We start from the raw sequence: 17,260 nt of genomic DNA, 5'->3' as shown, positions 1-17,260 counted from the left end.
ACCATGACTGGCTCAATTTTTTCCGGAACTACCCCTATTCGGTCTCGAAAAATCCCGCTAGTTTAACATCAATCATTTTTTTTCAAAAGAAAGTTTGACCACCACAAATAAATCTCTCCTGAGAGAAAATCACAGAATGCTTGTATTAGGTATTGAAACTTCATGTGACGAGACAGGTGTAGCACTTTATGATACCTGCCAGGGATTACTCGGCCATACCCTATATTCTCAGGTCGACATGCATCGCGAATATGGCGGTGTCGTGCCGGAACTTGCTTCACGCGACCATATCCGCCGCATCCTGCCTCTCATCAGACAATTATTCAGACAATCGGATACTTCGCTGGAATCTGTTGATGCCATCGCCTGTACCCAGGGTCCGGGGCTTGCAGGAGCGTTGCTGACCGGGGCAAGTTTCAGCAGTGCTCTGGCTTTTGCGCGCAATATACCCGTCTTGAACATCCACCATCTTGAAGGTCATCTGCTCTCCCCACTTTTATCCGATCCGGCACCTGATTTTCCGTTCGTGGCACTATTGGTATCCGGAGGGCACACACAACTGATGCGGGTAGACGGAATCGGGCAGTATCGGTTATTGGGAGAAACCGTGGATGATGCAGCCGGAGAAGCGTTTGACAAAACTGCAAAATTACTTGACCTCGACTACCCCGGTGGAAAGTTGCTTGCAGAACTGGCCACACAAGGCCGGGCAGAACAATTCAGGCTCCCGCGCCCCATGCTGAACAGCAATGATCTGAATTTCAGTTTCAGCGGATTAAAAACAGCTGCGGCTCTGCTGATCGGCAAGCATGAGATGAACAGTCAGACACGCGCCGATATCGCATTTGCCTTTGAAGACGCAGTTACCGATGTGCTGGTAAAAAAATCAGTAACTGCTCTGAATATCACTGGATTGCAGCAACTGGTCGTAGCAGGCGGTGTAGGCGCAAACAGCCGATTGCGTCAGAAGCTATTACACCATCTGTCCGGAACCGATATCACCGTTTTCTTCCCAGCGCTGGAGTTTTGTACCGATAACGGCGCAATGATTGCGCTGGCCGGTGCATTACGTTTACAGCAGCTCGATGAGCGCCTCAGAGCGGGCGGCAGCTTTACCGTCAAAGCCCGCTGGAATCTGGAAGATTTATAAAGCCACGACTAACTGCTCTTGCCTATCCTCGCTTCCTTGCCAGCCATCAGATTGGCAATATTCAGCCGATGCTTCAATATCAGAAGAACGGATATGATTGACACAGCCATTATCAGGATTCCTTTTTCCAGCAGGAAATACGCATATAATGGTGCAAGCAGGGCCGACAGCAAGGCTGACAGTGAAGAAATACGTGAAACCAGTGCGACGACCATCCAGGTCGAAATAGTAAGAACACCCAACCAGGGATTCAATCCCAACAGTATGCCTGCTGATGTGGCAACACCTTTACCTCCCTTAAATGCGAGAAAGATTGGAAACAAATGCCCCAGGAAGACAGCAAGAGCAGCACCCGCAATCACTTCATCACCCAGCTCCCAAACCTCACCACCGTATTTCGCTGCTGCGACCGCCACCCAGCCCTTACCCGCATCTCCCAGTAAAGTCACGGCAGCCGCAGCTTTTTTGCCAGTCCGCAGTACATTGGTTGCTCCGGGATTGCGGGAACCGTAGCTGCGCGGATCCGGGAGCTTGAACAGCCAGCTTGCAACCACGGCGAAAGAAATCGAGCCCAGCAAGTAGGCAGAAAAAATCAGCACTACTGTAATCATCAAAGTTTTGATATCCCGATAAATAAATTAAAATTGCGCAGCCCGTGCATCACTCGTAATCCCGGGCTAACCCGGAACCTCTCCATGGATATTATTTTTCTCAAAGAATTCAGAATCAAAACTCTGATCGGTATTTATCCGTGGGAAAGGAAAATTCCACAAACCATTGAATTGAATATCGAGATCGCTCTGCCTTCCCGACAAGCCGGCATGAGTGATCGTATCGAAGATGCACTGGATTACTCTCAAGTCGTTCACAGAATCAACGCCATTCTCGATCAGCAACATTTTTCCCTGCTTGAAGCACTGACAGAAAACATTGCCCAGATGATTCTGATCGAGTTTGATTCCCCGTGGGTAAAAATCAGTGCAGCAAAACTGGATGTAATTCCGGGAGTGAAACAGCTGGGTATCTGCATCGAACGCAGCCAATCGTAATGATCTCTCCTTCTGGATTATCACTCTGCTTCACGATATCTGCTTATTACGGTAACACGTAGGATCCGGAATATCCGCCGCCTCAAAACCAGCCCGTCGAATATGGCATGCATCACACTGACCGCAGGCATATCCGGCTTCATCTGCTTGATAACAGGAAACTGTCAGGCCGTAGTCTATCCCGAGTTCCATGCCACATTGGATGATTTCACGCTTGGGCAAGTCAATCAAAGGTGCATGTACTGTCAGCACCATCCCCTCTCTTCCTGCTTTCGTGGCCAGGTTAGCCATTTTTTCAAAAGCATCGATATAATCCCGTCGGCAATCAGGGTATCCCGAGTAATCGACAGCTGTTACACCAATAAAAATATCGTGGCTGCCCAACACCTCTGCCCAGGCCAGCGCCAGCGCCAGCATAATGGTGTTGCGAGCCGGAACATACGTCACCGGTATGCCGGTACTGGTACCATGCAGTGGTACAGTGGCGGAAATATCCGTTAGCACAGAACTGGCCAGAACAGCCAGATCCAGCTTGAGAAACTGATGATCACTGACCTGCAGGGATTGACCGATTCGAGCTGCTGCGGCCAGCTCGGCAACATGGCGCTGGCCATAATCGATACTGAGTGCATAGCAGGCAAACCCACTCTGCCGGGCGATAGCGAGCGTCGTGGCGGAATCCATCCCACCAGACAAGAGTACAACTGCCTTTTTCATGAATCTGACCGTCCCGCCATTTCACCTTCCGACACATTCCCCCCAGAGCAACTTATGTAACTGCAACTGTAAGCGAACTGGTAACTGATCCTGCAGAATCCAGGCGGCAAGATCTGCCGGAACAAGCTGACCATAAGCTGGAGAAAACAAAACCGGACAAATTACATCCAGCTTCAATTCCAGGAGTTTCTGCCTGGCCCAGTCGTAATCAGCCCGATCACACAACACAAACTTGATTTCATCGTGAGAAGTCAGATAAGCGAGATTGTTCCAGTGATTTTTCTCCACTTCCCCGGAGCCCGGCGTTTTGATATCCACAATTCTCGATACACGCGCATCGACACGTGCAATATCCAATGCCCCACTGGTTTCAAGAGAGACGGAATACCCCCGATCGCATAATGCTGCCAGTAACACCAGACTGTCAGCTTGCGCCAGCGGTTCTCCTCCGGTAACAGTGACATAGCGCGGAGAGAATGAAGCCACCTCGCCCATGATTTCGCTGATACTCATACTTTTTCCACCAGAAAACGCATAACCAGTATCGCAGTACCCGCAACGTAATGGACAACCGGTCAGGCGCACAAATACCGTAGGCAGCCCCATCCGGCTGGTTTCCCCCTGAAGCGAGTAGAAAATTTCCGTAATTCGTAACATCCGTGACCCTGACGGAATAGAAACCTTCCTCTATGTTGCAGAGGAAAATTTAAAGAAGTGGAGTGAACCGGGTATATTCTGGCAATCCTGCTCGACCAAAATTTATTTCAGAGTTCCCAAGCGTTGCTTGGCTTTTGTTGCTGCCTCAGTACCGGGGTAACTGGCGATGAGTTTTTCCAGTGTTTTTCTGGCAGCTGCCTTCTGGCCCATTTCAGCCTGGCTGCTTGCCATATTGAGAAGCCCATCTGCTACTTTGGGACTGCCAGGATAAATCTCGATCAATCGTTGCTGAGCAGTAATCGCTTTGTCAAAATCCCTTAGTGCATAGTATGCATTGCCAACCCAATACGCAGCAGAGGGAGCAAGAGCAGATTGCGGATATTGTGCAAGAAAACTCTCAAAACCGGTTACAGCTCCTGAATAATCACCGCTTTTGATTGATGCATAAGCCGCATCATAACGATTGCGCTGTGCTGTATCCGGCAATTGGAGAACAGCAGCAGTTTTTCCGGAAGCCGGACTTTTTATATCCTTTGTATCAGCAGCGAGTTGTTCCGATGACGGGGAAGATATTCTGGAATCTGATGCAGCAGTCCCCGCTGAACCAGGCTCAAGCTGGCGCAAACGGTTATCGAGATCCAGGTAAAAATCCTTTTGCTGCTTGCGCAGCGACCGATTTTCATCTTCCAGTACTTCTATCTGCCCCCGCAACTTCCCCATTTCCTCCTTGAGGTTCTCTGCCTGGGTATGCAATTCGATCAAAGCCTGTCCCATGAGAACCTCTTCGGTACGCTGCATGCGCGCTTCCATCTCCAGTACTTTTGTGCGCAGTGCCTCCAACTGTTCGCGTGTTTCAGAATCACCAAACAGCGCAGCCTGTGCGACATTACAACTCAACAAAAGCAATGGCAGGAAAGCACGCAAAAACATCAATACTCTCCCTGATAGAGAATATCTGTACGGCGGTTTTCAGCCCAGGAAGATTCATCACTTCCCAATGCACGCGGCTTTTCTTCACCCAGACTGACTGCTTCTACCTGCTGATCACGAGCGCCGGACAGTAACAGGATATCTTTCACACTGTTTGCGCGGCGTTGCCCGAGTGCAAGGTTATACTCCCGACTTCCGCGTTCATCAGTGTTGCCTTGCAGCAATACCTGTGCATTAGTGTTGTCACGCAAATAAGCTGCATGTGCAAGAACCAGATCACGGTACTCGCTCTTTACCGTATAGCTGTCAAAATCAAAGTAGACACTGCGACGGGACAATATGTTGCTGGGATCCTGCAGAGGATTCATCCCGAACCCATCCGACCCTGCACCGCCACGTGTGCCTTCTCCCTCTCTGCTATAAGAATGATCCTCGACATCAGAAGTTTGTTGAGCATTATCGCTAGCGCAAGCTGACAACAGGCAAATTACCAGTACTGCAAAGATTTTTCTCATTTCTCACCATAAATAAATAATTGAACCACGCCTTGTGAGATATTTCCCTCACATCACCGCTGTTTCAGCAAGGGTCCCCAAACTGCTTCCCGAATATTACCCGCTTCCTGGGAAAGACGGCTCTTTGCCTGACCATCACTTGAAACGGTGGATAATATACCACGTCCACCTATTTCAGTTGTGTACAGAATCATACGGTTATTGGGGGAAAAGCTGGGAGATTCATCAAAATTGGAGTCAGTCAGCAACTGCATCTGGCGCGTCGACAAATCCTGAATAGCGACATTGAATCGGCCGGCATTCCTGTGAATATAAACAAACCGTTTCCCGTCCGGACTGTAATGTGGACTGACGTTGTAATCTCCTTCAAAGGTCATTCTCTCAGCAACACCTCCAGATACCGGCATACGATATATCTGCGGACTCCCTCCTCTGTCGGAAGTGAACATCAGCCATCTGCCATCCGGCGAGAAACTGGGTTCCGTATCGATCCCCGGGCTTTGTGAGATCCGCTGCAACCCGCTGCCATCCGCGTTGATCAGATAAATCTGCGATCCACCATGCAATGTCAGAACCACGGCCAGTTTGCTGCCATCGGGCGACCAGGCCGGTGCACTGTTACTTCCCTTGAAATTCGCCACTGCTTTACGTTCACGAGTTGCCAGCGTCTGCACATAAACCACCGGTTTTTTCTTCTCAAACGAGGTGTAGGCAATTCGGCTGCCATCAGGCGACCAAGCGGGGGAGATGATCGGCTCGGTATATTCGATCAGTGAGCGGGCGTTGAACCCATCATAGTCCGACACCTGCAACGCATACTGGCTTCCCTGCTTTCTGACAAAAGCAATTCGGGTACTGAAGGCACCCGGCTCACCAGTCAATGTCTCATACACGATATCCGCAATCCGATGTGCAAAAGCCCGTAACTGTTCTGTTGTGACAGCCCCACTAAACCCGGTCAGTTGAGTCTGTTTGACGACATCCAGCAAACGGAAGCGAACATCTATCCGGCCATCCGGCAGCGGCGAGATACTGCCGACAACCAGCGCACTCGCACCGCGGCCCTGCCAATCGATATACCGGATCTGCTCAGGCTCCTGCGAGGTCAACCCCAAGGTATCGACCAGTTTAAACAGCCCGGTACGCTCCAGATCAGCCGATACAATCGCTGAAATACTCTGGGGAAGCCCTCTTTCCCCATTAAACGGAGCGATGGCAATCGGAATTTTGTTGGTCCCGCCCCCAAAAATTTCGATATTGAGCGCAGCTTGTGATGATGTGCTCATCCACAACAACAGAAGCACACCGGTGCAATACAAAAAATTACGCATACGAATCACCATGACATGTTGTAAAGCAAGCCAGAAACTACTCACGATAATAAACCTTGAGATCTAAATTACGGAACGCATTGAATAACCCCGGATCCGGAGGTAAAGGCAACGGCTTGGCCAGGTAGATTGCTCTTTCCACTGCCTCATCAAACGCAGTGTAACCGCTCGATTTACGCAAAGTCACTGTCAGGACATCCCCTCCCGGCAACAAGGTCACCGTAAACTCGACGGCAGGATTTCCCGGAAGATCGGGTGGCATAATGATACGGCTGCGAATCTTTGCCTTGATCATTTCTCTATATTTTTCGATTTCACCATCCGCCCTGGCTCGCTCCGCTTTTGCTGCCGCCGCTTCGCGTTCACGCTGCTGTGCCTGTTTTTGTGCTTCGGCCTGCTGTCGAACATCTTCCTTCTTCTCGGTTTTCTGTTCGACCTTTTTGACCGGTTCAGGCTTCTTTACCTCTTCTTTAGGTACAAGTTTCTCCACCGGCTTTTTGGTGGGCTCCTTTTTCGGTACTTCTTTTTTCACCGGTTCCGGCTTTTTCACTTCTTCTTTAAGCTGTGGTTTTTCCGTTTTGTCCTTGAGCGCAATGTCGGGTTTACGCACGGGAGGAGGCGCAGCCTTGATCACCGGCTGAGGCTGCGGTTGAGTCTTTTGTTGCGGTTGTGGCTTAACCTTGACTGGTTCGGGTATTACCTTTGCAGCAGATGACGGAGGCTCAACGGGATGCCGGGGCAGCTCGGCCCACAGATCGACTGACATCATTTCAGATACTTCATTCTTCCAATTCAGGCCAAATACCAGCAAAGCGAGGAAAGCCGCATGCACCAGCAGGGCAAACAATGCCGCACGCAGTTTTCCCGGTTCGCTATTATCTCCGGGCAGCCGGACCATTGCGCAATTACACCCCAACAGTTATTTTGATTTGGTTAACAATCCGATTTTCCGGATTTGTTGCTGCTGCAGCAGATCCATTACCTGAATCACCTCTTCATAACGGACATTCTTATCTGCTGCAATAACGACAGGCTGATCGGTATTTTGTGCCTGCCTGGCCCTGATCAGTTCCACCAGCTGGTTGCGATCGACTTGCTGCTCCTTGTCTGCACCGGCACGGTCACGTAATGTGAGATTTCCGTTGGCGGCAATCATCACTTCCAGTGGTTCCGCCGGAGGTGCAGAAGATTTACCGATTTCAGGCAACTCGATCTGGCTGGGTTGGATGAGTGGTGCTGTAATCATAAAGATGATGAGCAGCACCAGCATGACGTCAATGTACGGCACGACATTGATCTCGTTCATCAACCGACGTTTGCTGCGACGCTGAATCATGAGAAATTCGCCATATCCCGAGGTTTAGCCACACGACGCTGCAGTACGTTGGATACTTCCTCTATGAAACTTTCGTAGCGGGTTGCCAGCTGAGCAGTATCACTGGCATAGCGGTTATAGGCAATCACAGCCGGAATTGCCGCAAAAAGTCCCATTGCCGTCGCAATCAGCGCTTCGGCGATACCCGGTGCTACATGCGCGATGGTAGCCTGACCAACATTAGACAGCTCACGAAATGCATTCATGATGCCCCACACTGTTCCAAACAACCCTACATACGGGCTGACCGATCCTACAGTAGCCAGGAATGACAGATGTGACTCGAGCCTGTCCATTTCCCGCTGATAAACAGCCCGCATTGCGCCGCGTGTACTGTCCATGATGGGACCGATATCGACTCCCGACTGATATTTGGTAAATTCGCGGAATCCGGCTTCAAAAATCCGTTCCATGCTGCCTACGGCATGACGTGCACCAGCTGCTCGCTGATAAAGAGCATTCAAATCCGATCCACGCCAGAAAATGTTCTCAAATTCATCAGTCTGTTTAATTTCCTGACGAAGGGTAAACAATTTCCTGAAAATGAACCACCAGGAAACAAATGAAGCCAGCAGCAACAGCAGCATAACCAGTTGAACCGGAAGGCTCGCACCGCTGACAAGATGAAAAAATGATAAATCTTGGGTAATTACTTGACTCATGATGACTGCTTCTCAATTTTTTGGCGAAGAGGTGCTGGAATACTGATTGGCTTCAGCGTTTCCGCTCCGACACACACTGCATGAACGGTCGCGCTGGCAAGTGTACCCTGTTCACGCAAAATCTGTTGCTGCAACGTTATCCGGCTTCTGCCAATGTCTACCACCTGCACGGTTATATCCAGCAGATCGTCCAGTACAGCTGGTTTGAAATACTCGATACCGAGCGAACGAATCAGAAAAATCATTTTATGCGACCGGATCATGGTATCCACCGTAAAACCCAGTTCGCGCAACCACTCGTAGCGGGCACGCTCCAGGAAATTGAGGTAGGACGCATGATATACGACGCCCCCCGCATCAGTATCCTGATAATAGATGCGTACGGGATGAACGAAAACGACTTCCATTTCTATAAAAATACTCTTCAGAAAAATATTGAATTTTGGTTTACGGATGTTACCGGCTTTTAATCCGGGTCAAACAGACTCGGCACTGTAGTTTGGTGTGAAGGGATGATATCGAAATGCTGATAGGCCATAGTCGTTGCCATGCGACCGCGAGGAGTGCGTTGCAGGAATCCCTGCTGAATGAGGTACGGTTCCAGTACCTCCTCGATTGTGTCACGCTCCTCATTGATGGCTGCAGCAAGATTATCCACACCCACCGGCCCACCACCAAATTTTTCCAGTACTGCCAGCAACAGCTTTCTGTCCAGAACATCCAGACCAGTGGCATCAACGTCCAGCATTTGCAATGCAGCATCGGCCACCGGACGATCGATACGCCCGTTTGCCCGGACTTCAGCAAAATCACGTACTCTGCGCAGCAAACGATTGGCTATACGCGGCGTCCCTCGCGATCTGCATGCAATTTCTCTGGCACCGTCAGCAGTCACATCGACATTGAGTAGCCCGGCAGAACGGGTAACGATCTTGCCAAGCTCATCGGCGGTATAAAACTCCAGGCGGGAAACGATCCCAAAGCGATCTCTCAGCGGATTGGTCAACATGCCTGCGCGTGTAGTAGCTCCCACCAGGGTGAAACTCGGCAGATCAATCTTGACCGATCTTGCCGCCGCCCCTTCGCCAATCATGATATCGAGCTGATAATCCTCCATTGCCGGATACAAAATTTCCTCGACAACGGGCGAAAGCCTGTGAATCTCATCGATAAACAAGACATCATTAGTTTCCAGATTGGTCAGCAAAGCGGCCAGATCACCTGCACGTTCCAGCACCGGCCCGGAAGTCTGGCGCAAGTTCACACCCATTTCGCGAGCGATAATATGGGCAAGTGTCGTTTTACCCAACCCTGGCGGGCCAAACAGCAGCACGTGATCCAGCGCTTCCTGCCTTAACCTGGCCGCCTCAATGAAAATTTTCAACTGCTCGCGAATTTTCTCCTGACCAACATAGTCATCCAGTTGAACTGGGCGAAGTGCACGCTCTATGACTTCTTCCTGGGAAGAAAATGGGGAGGCAGTAATGATTCGATCCGATTCAATCATTTAGAACCAGCCAAGATATTATTTTGCTTTCGATAAAAGCCTGAGTGACTGCATGATGCCGTCAGATACCGTCACACCTTCTGATAGCTGTCCAACTGCCCAGTTGGCTTCGCGGTCATTATAGCCCAGTGCAGATAGCGCGTTGAGAATGTCTTTATCGGTACTTGAGGCCATCGCTGTTCCAGTTTCAGGCAGGGTTATCGCCGGGCTGATTTTATCGCGCAACTCAAGCAGCAAACGCTCCGCAGTTTTTTTTCCGATACCCGGGATTCTGGTCAGACGGGTGCTGTCCTGTGATACCACGATCTGATGCAAGTCATTGACACTCAAACCAGATAAGATCGCCAAACCTGTTCTTGCACCAATACCGGAGATTTTTGTAAGCTGACGAAACAGTACCCGTTCTGGCTCCGTCATAAAACCAAACAACAAATGTGCATCCTCACGCACCCAGAAATGGGTGTGAAGCGTTACCTGTTCGCCAATACCGGGCAACCTGCAGAAGGTGCTCATCGGCACATCGATTTCATAACCAATGCCATTTACATCCACTAGTACAAGCGGGGGATGTTTCTCCAGCAGCAGGCCGGCAATTCTCCCGATCACAGCCGCTTGCTCCGTTTAGAGCGATTGCGGGCACTCAGGGTCAACAGGCCGGTTCCGCCGTGAGCATGACAAATGGCACATGCCAGTGCATCGGCTGCATCCGGTCGCGGTCGTTCTCCCAGCCCCAGCAACCGCATCACCATTTCCTGCACCTGTTCTTTACGGGCATGACCATTCCCCACCACAGCCTGTTTGACTTGCAAGGCAGTATATTCATACACGGAAAGTTCATGAAGAACCGCTGCACTGATCGCAGCACCGCGTGCCTGGCCAAGCAACAGGGTTGATTTGGGATTGATATTGACGAAAACCTGTTCTACCGCAACCTGCTCCGGTTTATGCTGCAGAATGATTTCATTCAATCCATCGAGAATGGTCTTCAAACGATCCGGCAAACCGGATTCTCCAGTCACTACACAGCCGCTGCCAATATAAACCAGCCGATTCCCGATTTTCTCAACAATGCCAAAACCCGTTATACGCAAACCAGGATCGATTCCCAGTATGCGAATACCTTTAGCGGCATATACCAACGAGGTCAAGTATCCAGGACTGCCGAAGTATAAACATCCTGCACATCGTCGATATCTTCCAGGGCATCCAGCAGTTTCTGCATCTTGACCGCATCATCTCCCTGCAGCAAGACTTCGTTTTCGGGTTTCCAGGTTACCTCTGCCAGTTCAGCCTTGAAGCCAGCTTTTTCCAGTGTATCTCTGACTGACACGAACGTATCAGGACCAGTAATCACCTCCAGACTGCCATCATCGTTACTGATGACATCTTCCGCGCCTGCTTCGAGCGCAGCTTCCAGAAGCTGCGCTTCACCAACTCCAGGGGCGAACAACAACTGGCCACAATGTTTGAACAAATATGCTACCGAACCATCGGTTCCCAGGTTGCCACCATGTTTGGTGAAAGCATGGCGAACTGCGGCGACCGTTCGCGTACGGTTGTCCGTCATGCAATCGACCATCACCGCTGCCCCGGATATTCCGTAACCCTCGTAACGAATTTCCTCATAGTTGACCCCTTCAAGCTCGCCACAACCACGCTTGATCGCACGCTCGACGTTATCTTTCGGCATGTTATGTCCGAAAGCCTTATCCATCGCTAATCTCAACCGGGGGTTACTGTTTGGATCTCCGCCACCCAAGCGGGCAGCTACCGTAATTTCCTTGATCAGACGGGTAAAAATCTTCCCGCGCTTGGCATCCTGCGCGGCCTTTTTATGCTTGATGTTAGCCCATTTACTATGACCAGCCATTGACTTCCTTCAACCATTGAAAGTAGATAATGCTACCACTCCTGTAGTATTGTATAAAGCATAAGGGACTGAAGCTCCCGGTGCTGATCATCCGCAACTTCGCTTCAGTACCTTCGCAATAATCAGTTTGACCAATTATTCAACAGTAACTGATTTGGCAAGATTTCGGGGTTTATCGACATCAGTGCCTTTCTGTAGAGCCACATGATAAGCCAGTAACTGTAATGGTATGGTATGCAAGATGGGACTGAGTACACCACTGTGTTCAGCCAGCCTGATAATATGAACTCCCTCGCTCTCCTCGATACGTGAATCCGCATCGGCGAAGACATACAATTCCCCGCCTCGCGCACGCACCTCGTGCAGATTGGATTTCAGCTTCTCCAGCAGTGCATCATTCGGCGCTATGGCAACTACCGGCATTCCACTATCTACCAGTGCGAGAGGACCATGCTTGAGTTCACCCGCCGCATAAGCCTCGGCATGGATGTATGAAATCTCCTTGAGCTTCAGCGCACCTTCCAGTGCGATCGGGTAATGTACACCGCGCCCCAGAAACAAAGCATGGTGCTTCTGGGAAAAATCCCCGGCCCATTTTCTGATTTCCGGTTCACATTGCAGCGCATGTTGTATTGCAACCGGTAAATGCCGCAGTGCGGCAATCATTTTTTGTTCGTCTCCAGTTGACAACTGATCGCGTATCTTTGTAAGCACTGCTGTAAACAACAGCAAAGCCGCCAACTGTGTAGTAAACGCTTTTGTGGAGGCAACTCCAATTTCAGGGCCGGCGCGAGTCAAAAAGCGCAGATCCGTTTGTCTGATCAGAGCACTTTCCGGCACGTTGCAAATCGCCAGACTGTAGCGATGTCCTAATGATTTGGCATAACTGAGTGCAGCCAGAGTATCTGCAGTTTCGCCGGATTGGGAAATACCGACGACCAATGTGGTCGGATCGGCAATTGGATCACGATAACGGTATTCACTGGCAATCTCGACATTACAAGGAAGTCTTGCAATCGTTTCCAGCCAGTATTTCGCAACCAGACCGGCATGATAGCTTGTCCCGCAAGCAAGTATCAGCACTCCCTGAGTCTGTGCAAGAATGCTTTGTGCTTCACTGCCAAATAATTGAGGAGATACCGATTGAGCATTCAACACCATTTCCAGGGTATTCGCCACAGCAACAGGTTGCTCAAAGATTTCCTTCTGCATGAAATGTGAATAGGGCCCTAGTTCTACTGCATCACGCGTCAGGCTGCTTTCAGTTATTTTGCGAGTGACTTCATAGCCATTTACCGAATCCAGGCAATTCAGAATCCGATATCCATCACTGGACAGCTCTGCCACATCTCCTTCCTCAAGATACACGATTCTCTGCGTAACCTGCACCAGTGCAGAGGCATCAGAAGCCGCGTAAATCCCATCATCATCTATCCCAAGTAAGAGCGGGGCTCCATTTCTGGCTACGATAATACGATCCTGGCGCGATTCCTCCATCACAGCTATCGCATATGCGCCTTGCAACTCATCAAGGGAACGGCAGACTGCTTCCAGTAAATCGTTGGTCTTACAGAGGTAAGATGAAATCAGGTGAGCAATCACTTCGGTATCGGTATCCGACAGAAACTCAAATCCATCCTGTTGTAAACGTTGCCGAAGAGTTTCGTGATTTTCGATAATGCCGTTATGTACAACAGCAATCTTTTTTTGATCACCTGAGAAATGAGGGTGAGCATTACGTTCAGAAGGTACGCCATGTGTCGCCCAGCGAGTATGTGCAATACCAGTAAGTCCCGATGTTTTTCCGCTATCGACCAGTTTGCTCAGTTCAGAAACACGGCCTGTTGTCCGTAGTCTGTGCAACATGCCATCCGCCACCACGATTCCAGCTGAATCATAGCCACGATACTCAAGTCTGGATAATCCTTCCAGTAAAAAAGGTACAACATCGTTTTTTGCAATCGCACCCACAATACCGCACATAGCCAGACCCCTACTCAATCCTGTTATTCAAACAACCTCAATTCCTGTCTTTCCTCGGCCGTTTCCAGTTAGCGATACTCGTTTGTTTGGTCCGAGATAATGTAAGCTGACCTTCAGGCGTATCGCGCGTAATCGTCGAACCGGCCCCAATCGTCGATCCTCTCGCCACCGTTACCGGAGCAACCAGCTGTGTATCAGAACCAATGAATACATCATCCTCGATAACGGTCCGGTGTTTAAATGCTCCGTCATAATTACACGTGATTGCACCGGCACCAATATTGACCCGCCTGCCCATTTCAGTATCACCTACATAACTGAGATGATTGACCTTGCTCTCCGATGCAATATGGCTATTTTTGATCTCCACAAAATTCCCGACATGAACGGCATCATCGAGCTGTGTCCCTGGCCGGATACGGGCGTATGGACCAATACGGCAATTTTTACCTACTTCTGCATCCTCTATCAGGCTAAATGGATGAACGACTGATCCATCTGAGACAATCACATTCCGGAGTATGCAATTTGCATGGATCTTGACGTTATTACCCAAACGAACGTTACCCTCAAATATGCAGTTAATATCTATTTCAACATCATTTCCACAAACGAGTCGGCCACGTACATCGAAGCGTGCCGGATCAGCAAACATCACCCCCTGCTCCATAAGCCTGTTGGCAGTATCCTGTTGATGAGCACGCTCCAGGATAGACAATTGAATCTTGTCGTTCACACCGGATACTTCCCAATCAGATGCAGGACTGGAAGTTTCGATCGGAATGCCGGCATCCACAGCCATGGCAATGATATCAGTAAGGTAATACTCACCCTGGGTATTGGCATCACTCAGATTATCGAGCCAATTACCTAAACGGCCATTCGGGAGAACCATAATACCGGTATTGATTTCTCGGATTTTCTTCTGTGATTGAGAGGCATCTTTTTCTTCTACAATTGCCTGAATGCGATTTGTTACAGGATCACGCACGATCCGTCCGTAGCCGGTCGGATTGTCCAATTCGACTGTCAACAGGACAAGATTATCTTCACGCGCCTTCTCAATCAAAGCCTTGAGCGTATCACTCTTTACCAGTGGCACGTCACCAAATAAAACCAGCGTTACACCTTTATTACCAAGATAAGGTAACGCCTGTTTTACAGCATGCCCAGTCCCAAGTTGCTGAGCCTGTTTTACCCAGATAAGATCAGAATGATCGCCGATAACTTGGCGAACCAGCTCACCCCCATACCCAAATACCACGCATATTCTTTCCGGCGACAACGTACGAGCAATATCCAGAACATGCGATAAAATTGGTTTTCCTGCCAGAGGATGTAATACCTTGGGTAAAGACGAGCACATTCTCTTACCCATTCCAGCCGCCAATATCACGACATCAACTTGTAACACGAGTTTTAACCCTCTTTTGGATTACTTCATTTGCCACTACGCAAATAAACGTTCTATCTGCGAACCGCAAACTCGCTATTTCTTTTACACAATGACCACTGAAAACACATACATGGTCTTAATGTATAAAAGGAAATGGTTAAAATAACCAGGTTGGATAGAAAAATATTTTAATCTTATAAAAAAAGGGCGACCAATAGTCGCCCTTTTTAACTAAACCCACCATTACAGAACAGTCAGAGAAATCAGTGACCTCTTTTTCTCAACTTCTGAATGGCAGCCAACTGTGCTGTAGCTTCAATCAGCTCAGCTTGTGCACGTGCGTACTCGATTTCAGAAATTTTGTTTTTCATGATCTCCTCCGCTTTCCGTTTGGCTTCTAAAGCCTTGGCTTCATCCAGATCTTTTCCACGCACTGCAGTGTCTGCCAGAATCGTCACAACATCTGGCTGTACTTCAAGCATCCCGCCTGAAACATAAACTTCTTCATCATCCTGAAGCGGTGCTTTCACCCGGACCACACCGGACTTGATACGAGTCAGCATAGGTGTATGTTGAGGAAAAATCCCTACCTCACCCATCACTGCCGGAGCAACAATAAACTCTGCAGGACCGGAATAAATCGATTCCTCTGCACTCACTATATCCAAGTGAAATATCGTACCCATCAATTATCTGTCAGTTAATTTTATGTATTTATTGAATTGATTTGGCTTTCTCAAGCACTTCCTCAATACCACCTACCATGTAGAAAGCCTGTTCAGGAATATCGTCATACTCACCACTGACAATACCCTTGAATCCCTTGATGGTTTCTTTCAATGGTACATATTTACCCGGCGATCCTGTAAAGACTTCAGCAACGAAGAATGGCTGAGAGAGAAATCTTTGTATTTTACGGGCACGACTAACTGACAACTTATCCTCAGGGGACAGCTCATCCATACCCAAAATAGCAATGATATCGCGTAATTCTTTATATCGCTGCAATGTTTGCTGAACTTCACGTGCGGTATTGTAATGATCCTCACCAATAATCAAAGGATCCAGCTGGCGCGAAGTCGAATCAAGTGGATCAACAGCCGGATAAATCCCGAGTGAAGCAATATCCCTGGAAAGTACCACTGTAGCATCAAGGTGACCGAATGTCGTTGCAGGAGATGGGTCAGTCAAGTCATCCGCCGGAACATAAACGGCCTGAATGGATGTAATCGACCCTGTCTTGGAAGAAGTAATCCTTTCTTGCAGCCGGCCCATTTCTTCTGCAAGTGTTGGCTGATACCCTACTGCTGATGGCATACGCCCTAACAGTGCGGAAACTTCAGTACCTGCCAAGGTATAACGATAAATATTATCCACAAAGAACAATACATCACGCCCTTCGTCACGAAATGCCTCAGCCATCGTCAGACCGGTAAGTGCTACACGTAAACGGTTACCAGGCGGCTCATTCATCTGGCCATAAACCAAAGCTACCTTATCCAGTACGTTAGAGTCTTTCATTTCATGGTAGAAATCATTACCCTCACGTGTCCTTTCACCCACGCCAGCAAAAACCGAGTAGCCACTATGCTCGATTGCAATATTACGAATAAGCTCCATCATATTTACGGTTTTACCTACACCGGCACCACCGAAAAGCCCGATCTTGCCTCCTTTCGCAAAGGGGCAAACCAAATCGATCACTTTAATCCCGGTTTCCAATAACTCCGTGGATGCCGACAGCTCATCAAAAGCAGGAGCAGCCCGATGGATAGGCATTAAGGAATTCGCGCCGATTTCTCCCATTTCATCAATGGGTCTGCCAAGGACGTCCATAATACGGCCAAGTGTTTTAGTACCTACAGGAACCGAAATCTGTTTTTGGGTATTAGTAACCATCATTCCACGTCGCAGACCATCGGACGACCCAAGAGCAATAGTCCTGACGACCCCATCTCCGAGCTGTTGCTGCACTTCCAGCGTCAACTCCGATCCTTCCATTACCAGGGCATCATATACTTTTGGTATTTCCCCCGGCGTAAACTCCACATCGATTACTGCGCCAATGCACTGAACGATCTTTCCTTGATGGCTCATCACTTTTCCCTAAATACGAAT

At 49.1% G+C, this 17,260-nt stretch carries 20 protein-coding genes; 2 read left to right on the top strand and 18 right to left on the bottom strand.

Features of this window, described 5'->3' with window-relative positions; translation table 11 throughout:
• The first annotated feature begins 136 nt into the window (after positions 1 to 136).
• Positions 137 to 1,150: a tRNA (adenosine(37)-N6)-threonylcarbamoyltransferase complex transferase subunit TsaD gene (gene tsaD, locus B5D58_RS08235; RefSeq protein WP_011110870.1), complete on the top strand. Its 1,014-nt coding sequence runs from the start codon at positions 137 to 139 to the stop codon at positions 1,148 to 1,150.
• An 8-nt stretch (positions 1,151 to 1,158) separates the two neighbouring features.
• On the opposite strand, the gene plsY is transcribed toward tsaD, so the two are convergent.
• A complete protein-coding gene (plsY, locus tag B5D58_RS08230; RefSeq protein ID WP_011110869.1) occupies positions 1,159 to 1,761 on the bottom strand; it encodes a glycerol-3-phosphate 1-O-acyltransferase PlsY in 603 nt (200 codons plus the stop codon).
• Between the two features lie 84 nt (positions 1,762 to 1,845).
• Between plsY and B5D58_RS08225 the strand changes: the two genes are divergently transcribed.
• Positions 1,846 to 2,199: a dihydroneopterin aldolase gene (locus B5D58_RS08225; protein WP_011110868.1), complete on the top strand. Its 354-nt coding sequence runs from the start codon at positions 1,846 to 1,848 to the stop codon at positions 2,197 to 2,199.
• A 30-nt stretch (positions 2,200 to 2,229) separates the two neighbouring features.
• On the opposite strand, the gene queC is transcribed toward B5D58_RS08225, so the two are convergent.
• From queC to atpD, 17 genes are all read right to left on the bottom strand, one after another.
• On the bottom strand, positions 2,230 to 2,916 hold the full coding sequence (gene queC / locus B5D58_RS08220; RefSeq protein WP_011110867.1) for a 7-cyano-7-deazaguanine synthase QueC: 687 nt from the start codon (positions 2,914 to 2,916) through the stop codon (positions 2,230 to 2,232).
• 21 nt (positions 2,917 to 2,937) lie between these two features.
• A complete protein-coding gene (gene queE, locus B5D58_RS08215) occupies positions 2,938 to 3,573 on the bottom strand; it encodes a 7-carboxy-7-deazaguanine synthase QueE (RefSeq protein WP_011110866.1) in 636 nt (211 codons plus the stop codon).
• A gap of 102 nt (positions 3,574 to 3,675) precedes the next feature.
• Positions 3,676 to 4,503 carry a tol-pal system protein YbgF gene (gene ybgF / locus B5D58_RS08210; protein WP_011110865.1) on the bottom strand — a complete coding sequence of 276 codons (828 nt, stop codon included), beginning with the start codon at positions 4,501 to 4,503 and terminating at the stop codon, positions 3,676 to 3,678.
• A complete protein-coding gene (pal, locus tag B5D58_RS08205) occupies positions 4,503 to 5,018 on the bottom strand; it encodes a peptidoglycan-associated lipoprotein Pal (RefSeq protein WP_011110864.1) in 516 nt (171 codons plus the stop codon). Before pal ends, ybgF begins: the two co-directional genes overlap by 1 nt.
• A gap of 53 nt (positions 5,019 to 5,071) precedes the next feature.
• Positions 5,072 to 6,349, bottom strand: a complete 1,278-nt coding sequence (tolB, locus tag B5D58_RS08200) for a Tol-Pal system beta propeller repeat protein TolB (protein WP_011110863.1) — start codon at positions 6,347 to 6,349, stop codon at positions 5,072 to 5,074.
• 37 nt (positions 6,350 to 6,386) lie between these two features.
• Positions 6,387 to 7,247: an energy transducer TonB gene (locus B5D58_RS08195; protein WP_011110862.1), complete on the bottom strand. Its 861-nt coding sequence runs from the start codon at positions 7,245 to 7,247 to the stop codon at positions 6,387 to 6,389.
• A gap of 21 nt (positions 7,248 to 7,268) precedes the next feature.
• The gene (gene tolR, locus B5D58_RS08190; RefSeq protein WP_011110861.1) at positions 7,269 to 7,685 is read right to left on the bottom strand and encodes a protein TolR; all 417 of its coding nucleotides are present in this window, start codon (positions 7,683 to 7,685) and stop codon (positions 7,269 to 7,271) included.
• Positions 7,682 to 8,386 carry a protein TolQ gene (gene tolQ, locus B5D58_RS08185; protein ID WP_011110860.1) on the bottom strand — a complete coding sequence of 235 codons (705 nt, stop codon included), beginning with the start codon at positions 8,384 to 8,386 and terminating at the stop codon, positions 7,682 to 7,684. Before tolQ ends, tolR begins: the two co-directional genes overlap by 4 nt.
• Complete coding sequence (gene ybgC, locus B5D58_RS08180; protein WP_011110859.1) at positions 8,383 to 8,793, bottom strand: tol-pal system-associated acyl-CoA thioesterase; 411 nt, start codon at positions 8,791 to 8,793, stop codon at positions 8,383 to 8,385. Before ybgC ends, tolQ begins: the two co-directional genes overlap by 4 nt.
• A gap of 59 nt (positions 8,794 to 8,852) precedes the next feature.
• A complete protein-coding gene (gene ruvB / locus B5D58_RS08175; protein WP_011110858.1) occupies positions 8,853 to 9,893 on the bottom strand; it encodes a Holliday junction branch migration DNA helicase RuvB in 1,041 nt (346 codons plus the stop codon).
• An 18-nt stretch (positions 9,894 to 9,911) separates the two neighbouring features.
• Positions 9,912 to 10,499: a Holliday junction branch migration protein RuvA gene (ruvA, locus tag B5D58_RS08170; protein ID WP_011110857.1), complete on the bottom strand. Its 588-nt coding sequence runs from the start codon at positions 10,497 to 10,499 to the stop codon at positions 9,912 to 9,914.
• Positions 10,496 to 11,041, bottom strand: coding sequence for a crossover junction endodeoxyribonuclease RuvC (gene ruvC, locus B5D58_RS08165; protein ID WP_011110856.1), 546 nt, complete (start codon positions 11,039 to 11,041; stop codon positions 10,496 to 10,498). Before ruvC ends, ruvA begins: the two co-directional genes overlap by 4 nt.
• Positions 11,038 to 11,763 carry a YebC/PmpR family DNA-binding transcriptional regulator gene (locus B5D58_RS08160; RefSeq protein WP_011110855.1) on the bottom strand — a complete coding sequence of 242 codons (726 nt, stop codon included), beginning with the start codon at positions 11,761 to 11,763 and terminating at the stop codon, positions 11,038 to 11,040. The genes ruvC and B5D58_RS08160 overlap by 4 nt, the downstream gene beginning before the upstream one ends.
• Before the next feature lie 135 nt (positions 11,764 to 11,898).
• Complete coding sequence (gene glmS / locus B5D58_RS08155; protein WP_011110854.1) at positions 11,899 to 13,746, bottom strand: glutamine--fructose-6-phosphate transaminase (isomerizing); 1,848 nt, start codon at positions 13,744 to 13,746, stop codon at positions 11,899 to 11,901.
• Positions 13,747 to 13,783: 37 nt separating this feature from the next.
• Entirely contained in the window at positions 13,784 to 15,160 is a 1,377-nt protein-coding gene (gene glmU / locus B5D58_RS08150) for a bifunctional UDP-N-acetylglucosamine diphosphorylase/glucosamine-1-phosphate N-acetyltransferase GlmU (protein ID WP_011110853.1), read from the bottom strand.
• A 245-nt stretch (positions 15,161 to 15,405) separates the two neighbouring features.
• Positions 15,406 to 15,828 (bottom strand): F0F1 ATP synthase subunit epsilon, encoded by a 423-nt coding sequence (locus B5D58_RS08145; RefSeq protein WP_011110852.1) that lies wholly within the window; start codon positions 15,826 to 15,828, stop codon positions 15,406 to 15,408.
• 28 nt (positions 15,829 to 15,856) lie between these two features.
• Complete coding sequence (gene atpD / locus B5D58_RS08140) at positions 15,857 to 17,239, bottom strand: F0F1 ATP synthase subunit beta (protein ID WP_011110851.1); 1,383 nt, start codon at positions 17,237 to 17,239, stop codon at positions 15,857 to 15,859.
• Positions 17,240 to 17,260: the final 21 nt, after the last annotated feature.

Origin of the sequence: Nitrosomonas europaea (genome assembly GCF_900167395.1) — a bacterium.
Classification (GTDB): domain Bacteria; phylum Pseudomonadota; class Gammaproteobacteria; order Burkholderiales; family Nitrosomonadaceae; genus Nitrosomonas; species Nitrosomonas europaea.
This window is presented reverse-complemented; position numbering and strand designations above follow the sequence as displayed.

What these genes read in the sequence shown, in the direction of transcription:
- tsaD (WP_011110870.1), top strand. Translation starts at nt 137, where the DNA reads ATGCTTGTATTAGGTATTGAAACTTCATGTGACGAGACAGGTGTAGCA.
- plsY (WP_011110869.1), bottom strand. Translation starts at nt 1,761, where the DNA reads ATGATTACAGTAGTGCTGATTTTTTCTGCCTACTTGCTGGGCTCGATT.
- B5D58_RS08225 (WP_011110868.1), top strand. Translation starts at nt 1,846, where the DNA reads ATGGATATTATTTTTCTCAAAGAATTCAGAATCAAAACTCTGATCGGT.
- queC (WP_011110867.1), bottom strand. Translation starts at nt 2,916, where the DNA reads ATGAAAAAGGCAGTTGTACTCTTGTCTGGTGGGATGGATTCCGCCACG.
- queE (WP_011110866.1), bottom strand. Translation starts at nt 3,573, where the DNA reads ATGTTACGAATTACGGAAATTTTCTACTCGCTTCAGGGGGAAACCAGC.
- ybgF (WP_011110865.1), bottom strand. Translation starts at nt 4,503, where the DNA reads ATGTTTTTGCGTGCTTTCCTGCCATTGCTTTTGTTGAGTTGTAATGTC.
- pal (WP_011110864.1), bottom strand. Translation starts at nt 5,018, where the DNA reads ATGAGAAAAATCTTTGCAGTACTGGTAATTTGCCTGTTGTCAGCTTGC.
- tolB (WP_011110863.1), bottom strand. Translation starts at nt 6,349, where the DNA reads ATGCGTAATTTTTTGTATTGCACCGGTGTGCTTCTGTTGTTGTGGATG.
- B5D58_RS08195 (WP_011110862.1), bottom strand. Translation starts at nt 7,247, where the DNA reads ATGGTCCGGCTGCCCGGAGATAATAGCGAACCGGGAAAACTGCGTGCG.
- tolR (WP_011110861.1), bottom strand. Translation starts at nt 7,685, where the DNA reads ATGATTCAGCGTCGCAGCAAACGTCGGTTGATGAACGAGATCAATGTC.
- tolQ (WP_011110860.1), bottom strand. Translation starts at nt 8,386, where the DNA reads ATGAGTCAAGTAATTACCCAAGATTTATCATTTTTTCATCTTGTCAGC.
- ybgC (WP_011110859.1), bottom strand. Translation starts at nt 8,793, where the DNA reads ATGGAAGTCGTTTTCGTTCATCCCGTACGCATCTATTATCAGGATACT.
- ruvB (WP_011110858.1), bottom strand. Translation starts at nt 9,893, where the DNA reads ATGATTGAATCGGATCGAATCATTACTGCCTCCCCATTTTCTTCCCAG.
- B5D58_RS08160 (WP_011110855.1), bottom strand. Translation starts at nt 11,763, where the DNA reads ATGGCTGGTCATAGTAAATGGGCTAACATCAAGCATAAAAAGGCCGCG.
- glmS (WP_011110854.1), bottom strand. Translation starts at nt 13,746, where the DNA reads ATGTGCGGTATTGTGGGTGCGATTGCAAAAAACGATGTTGTACCTTTT.
- B5D58_RS08145 (WP_011110852.1), bottom strand. Translation starts at nt 15,828, where the DNA reads ATGGGTACGATATTTCACTTGGATATAGTGAGTGCAGAGGAATCGATT.
- atpD (WP_011110851.1), bottom strand. Translation starts at nt 17,239, where the DNA reads ATGAGCCATCAAGGAAAGATCGTTCAGTGCATTGGCGCAGTAATCGAT.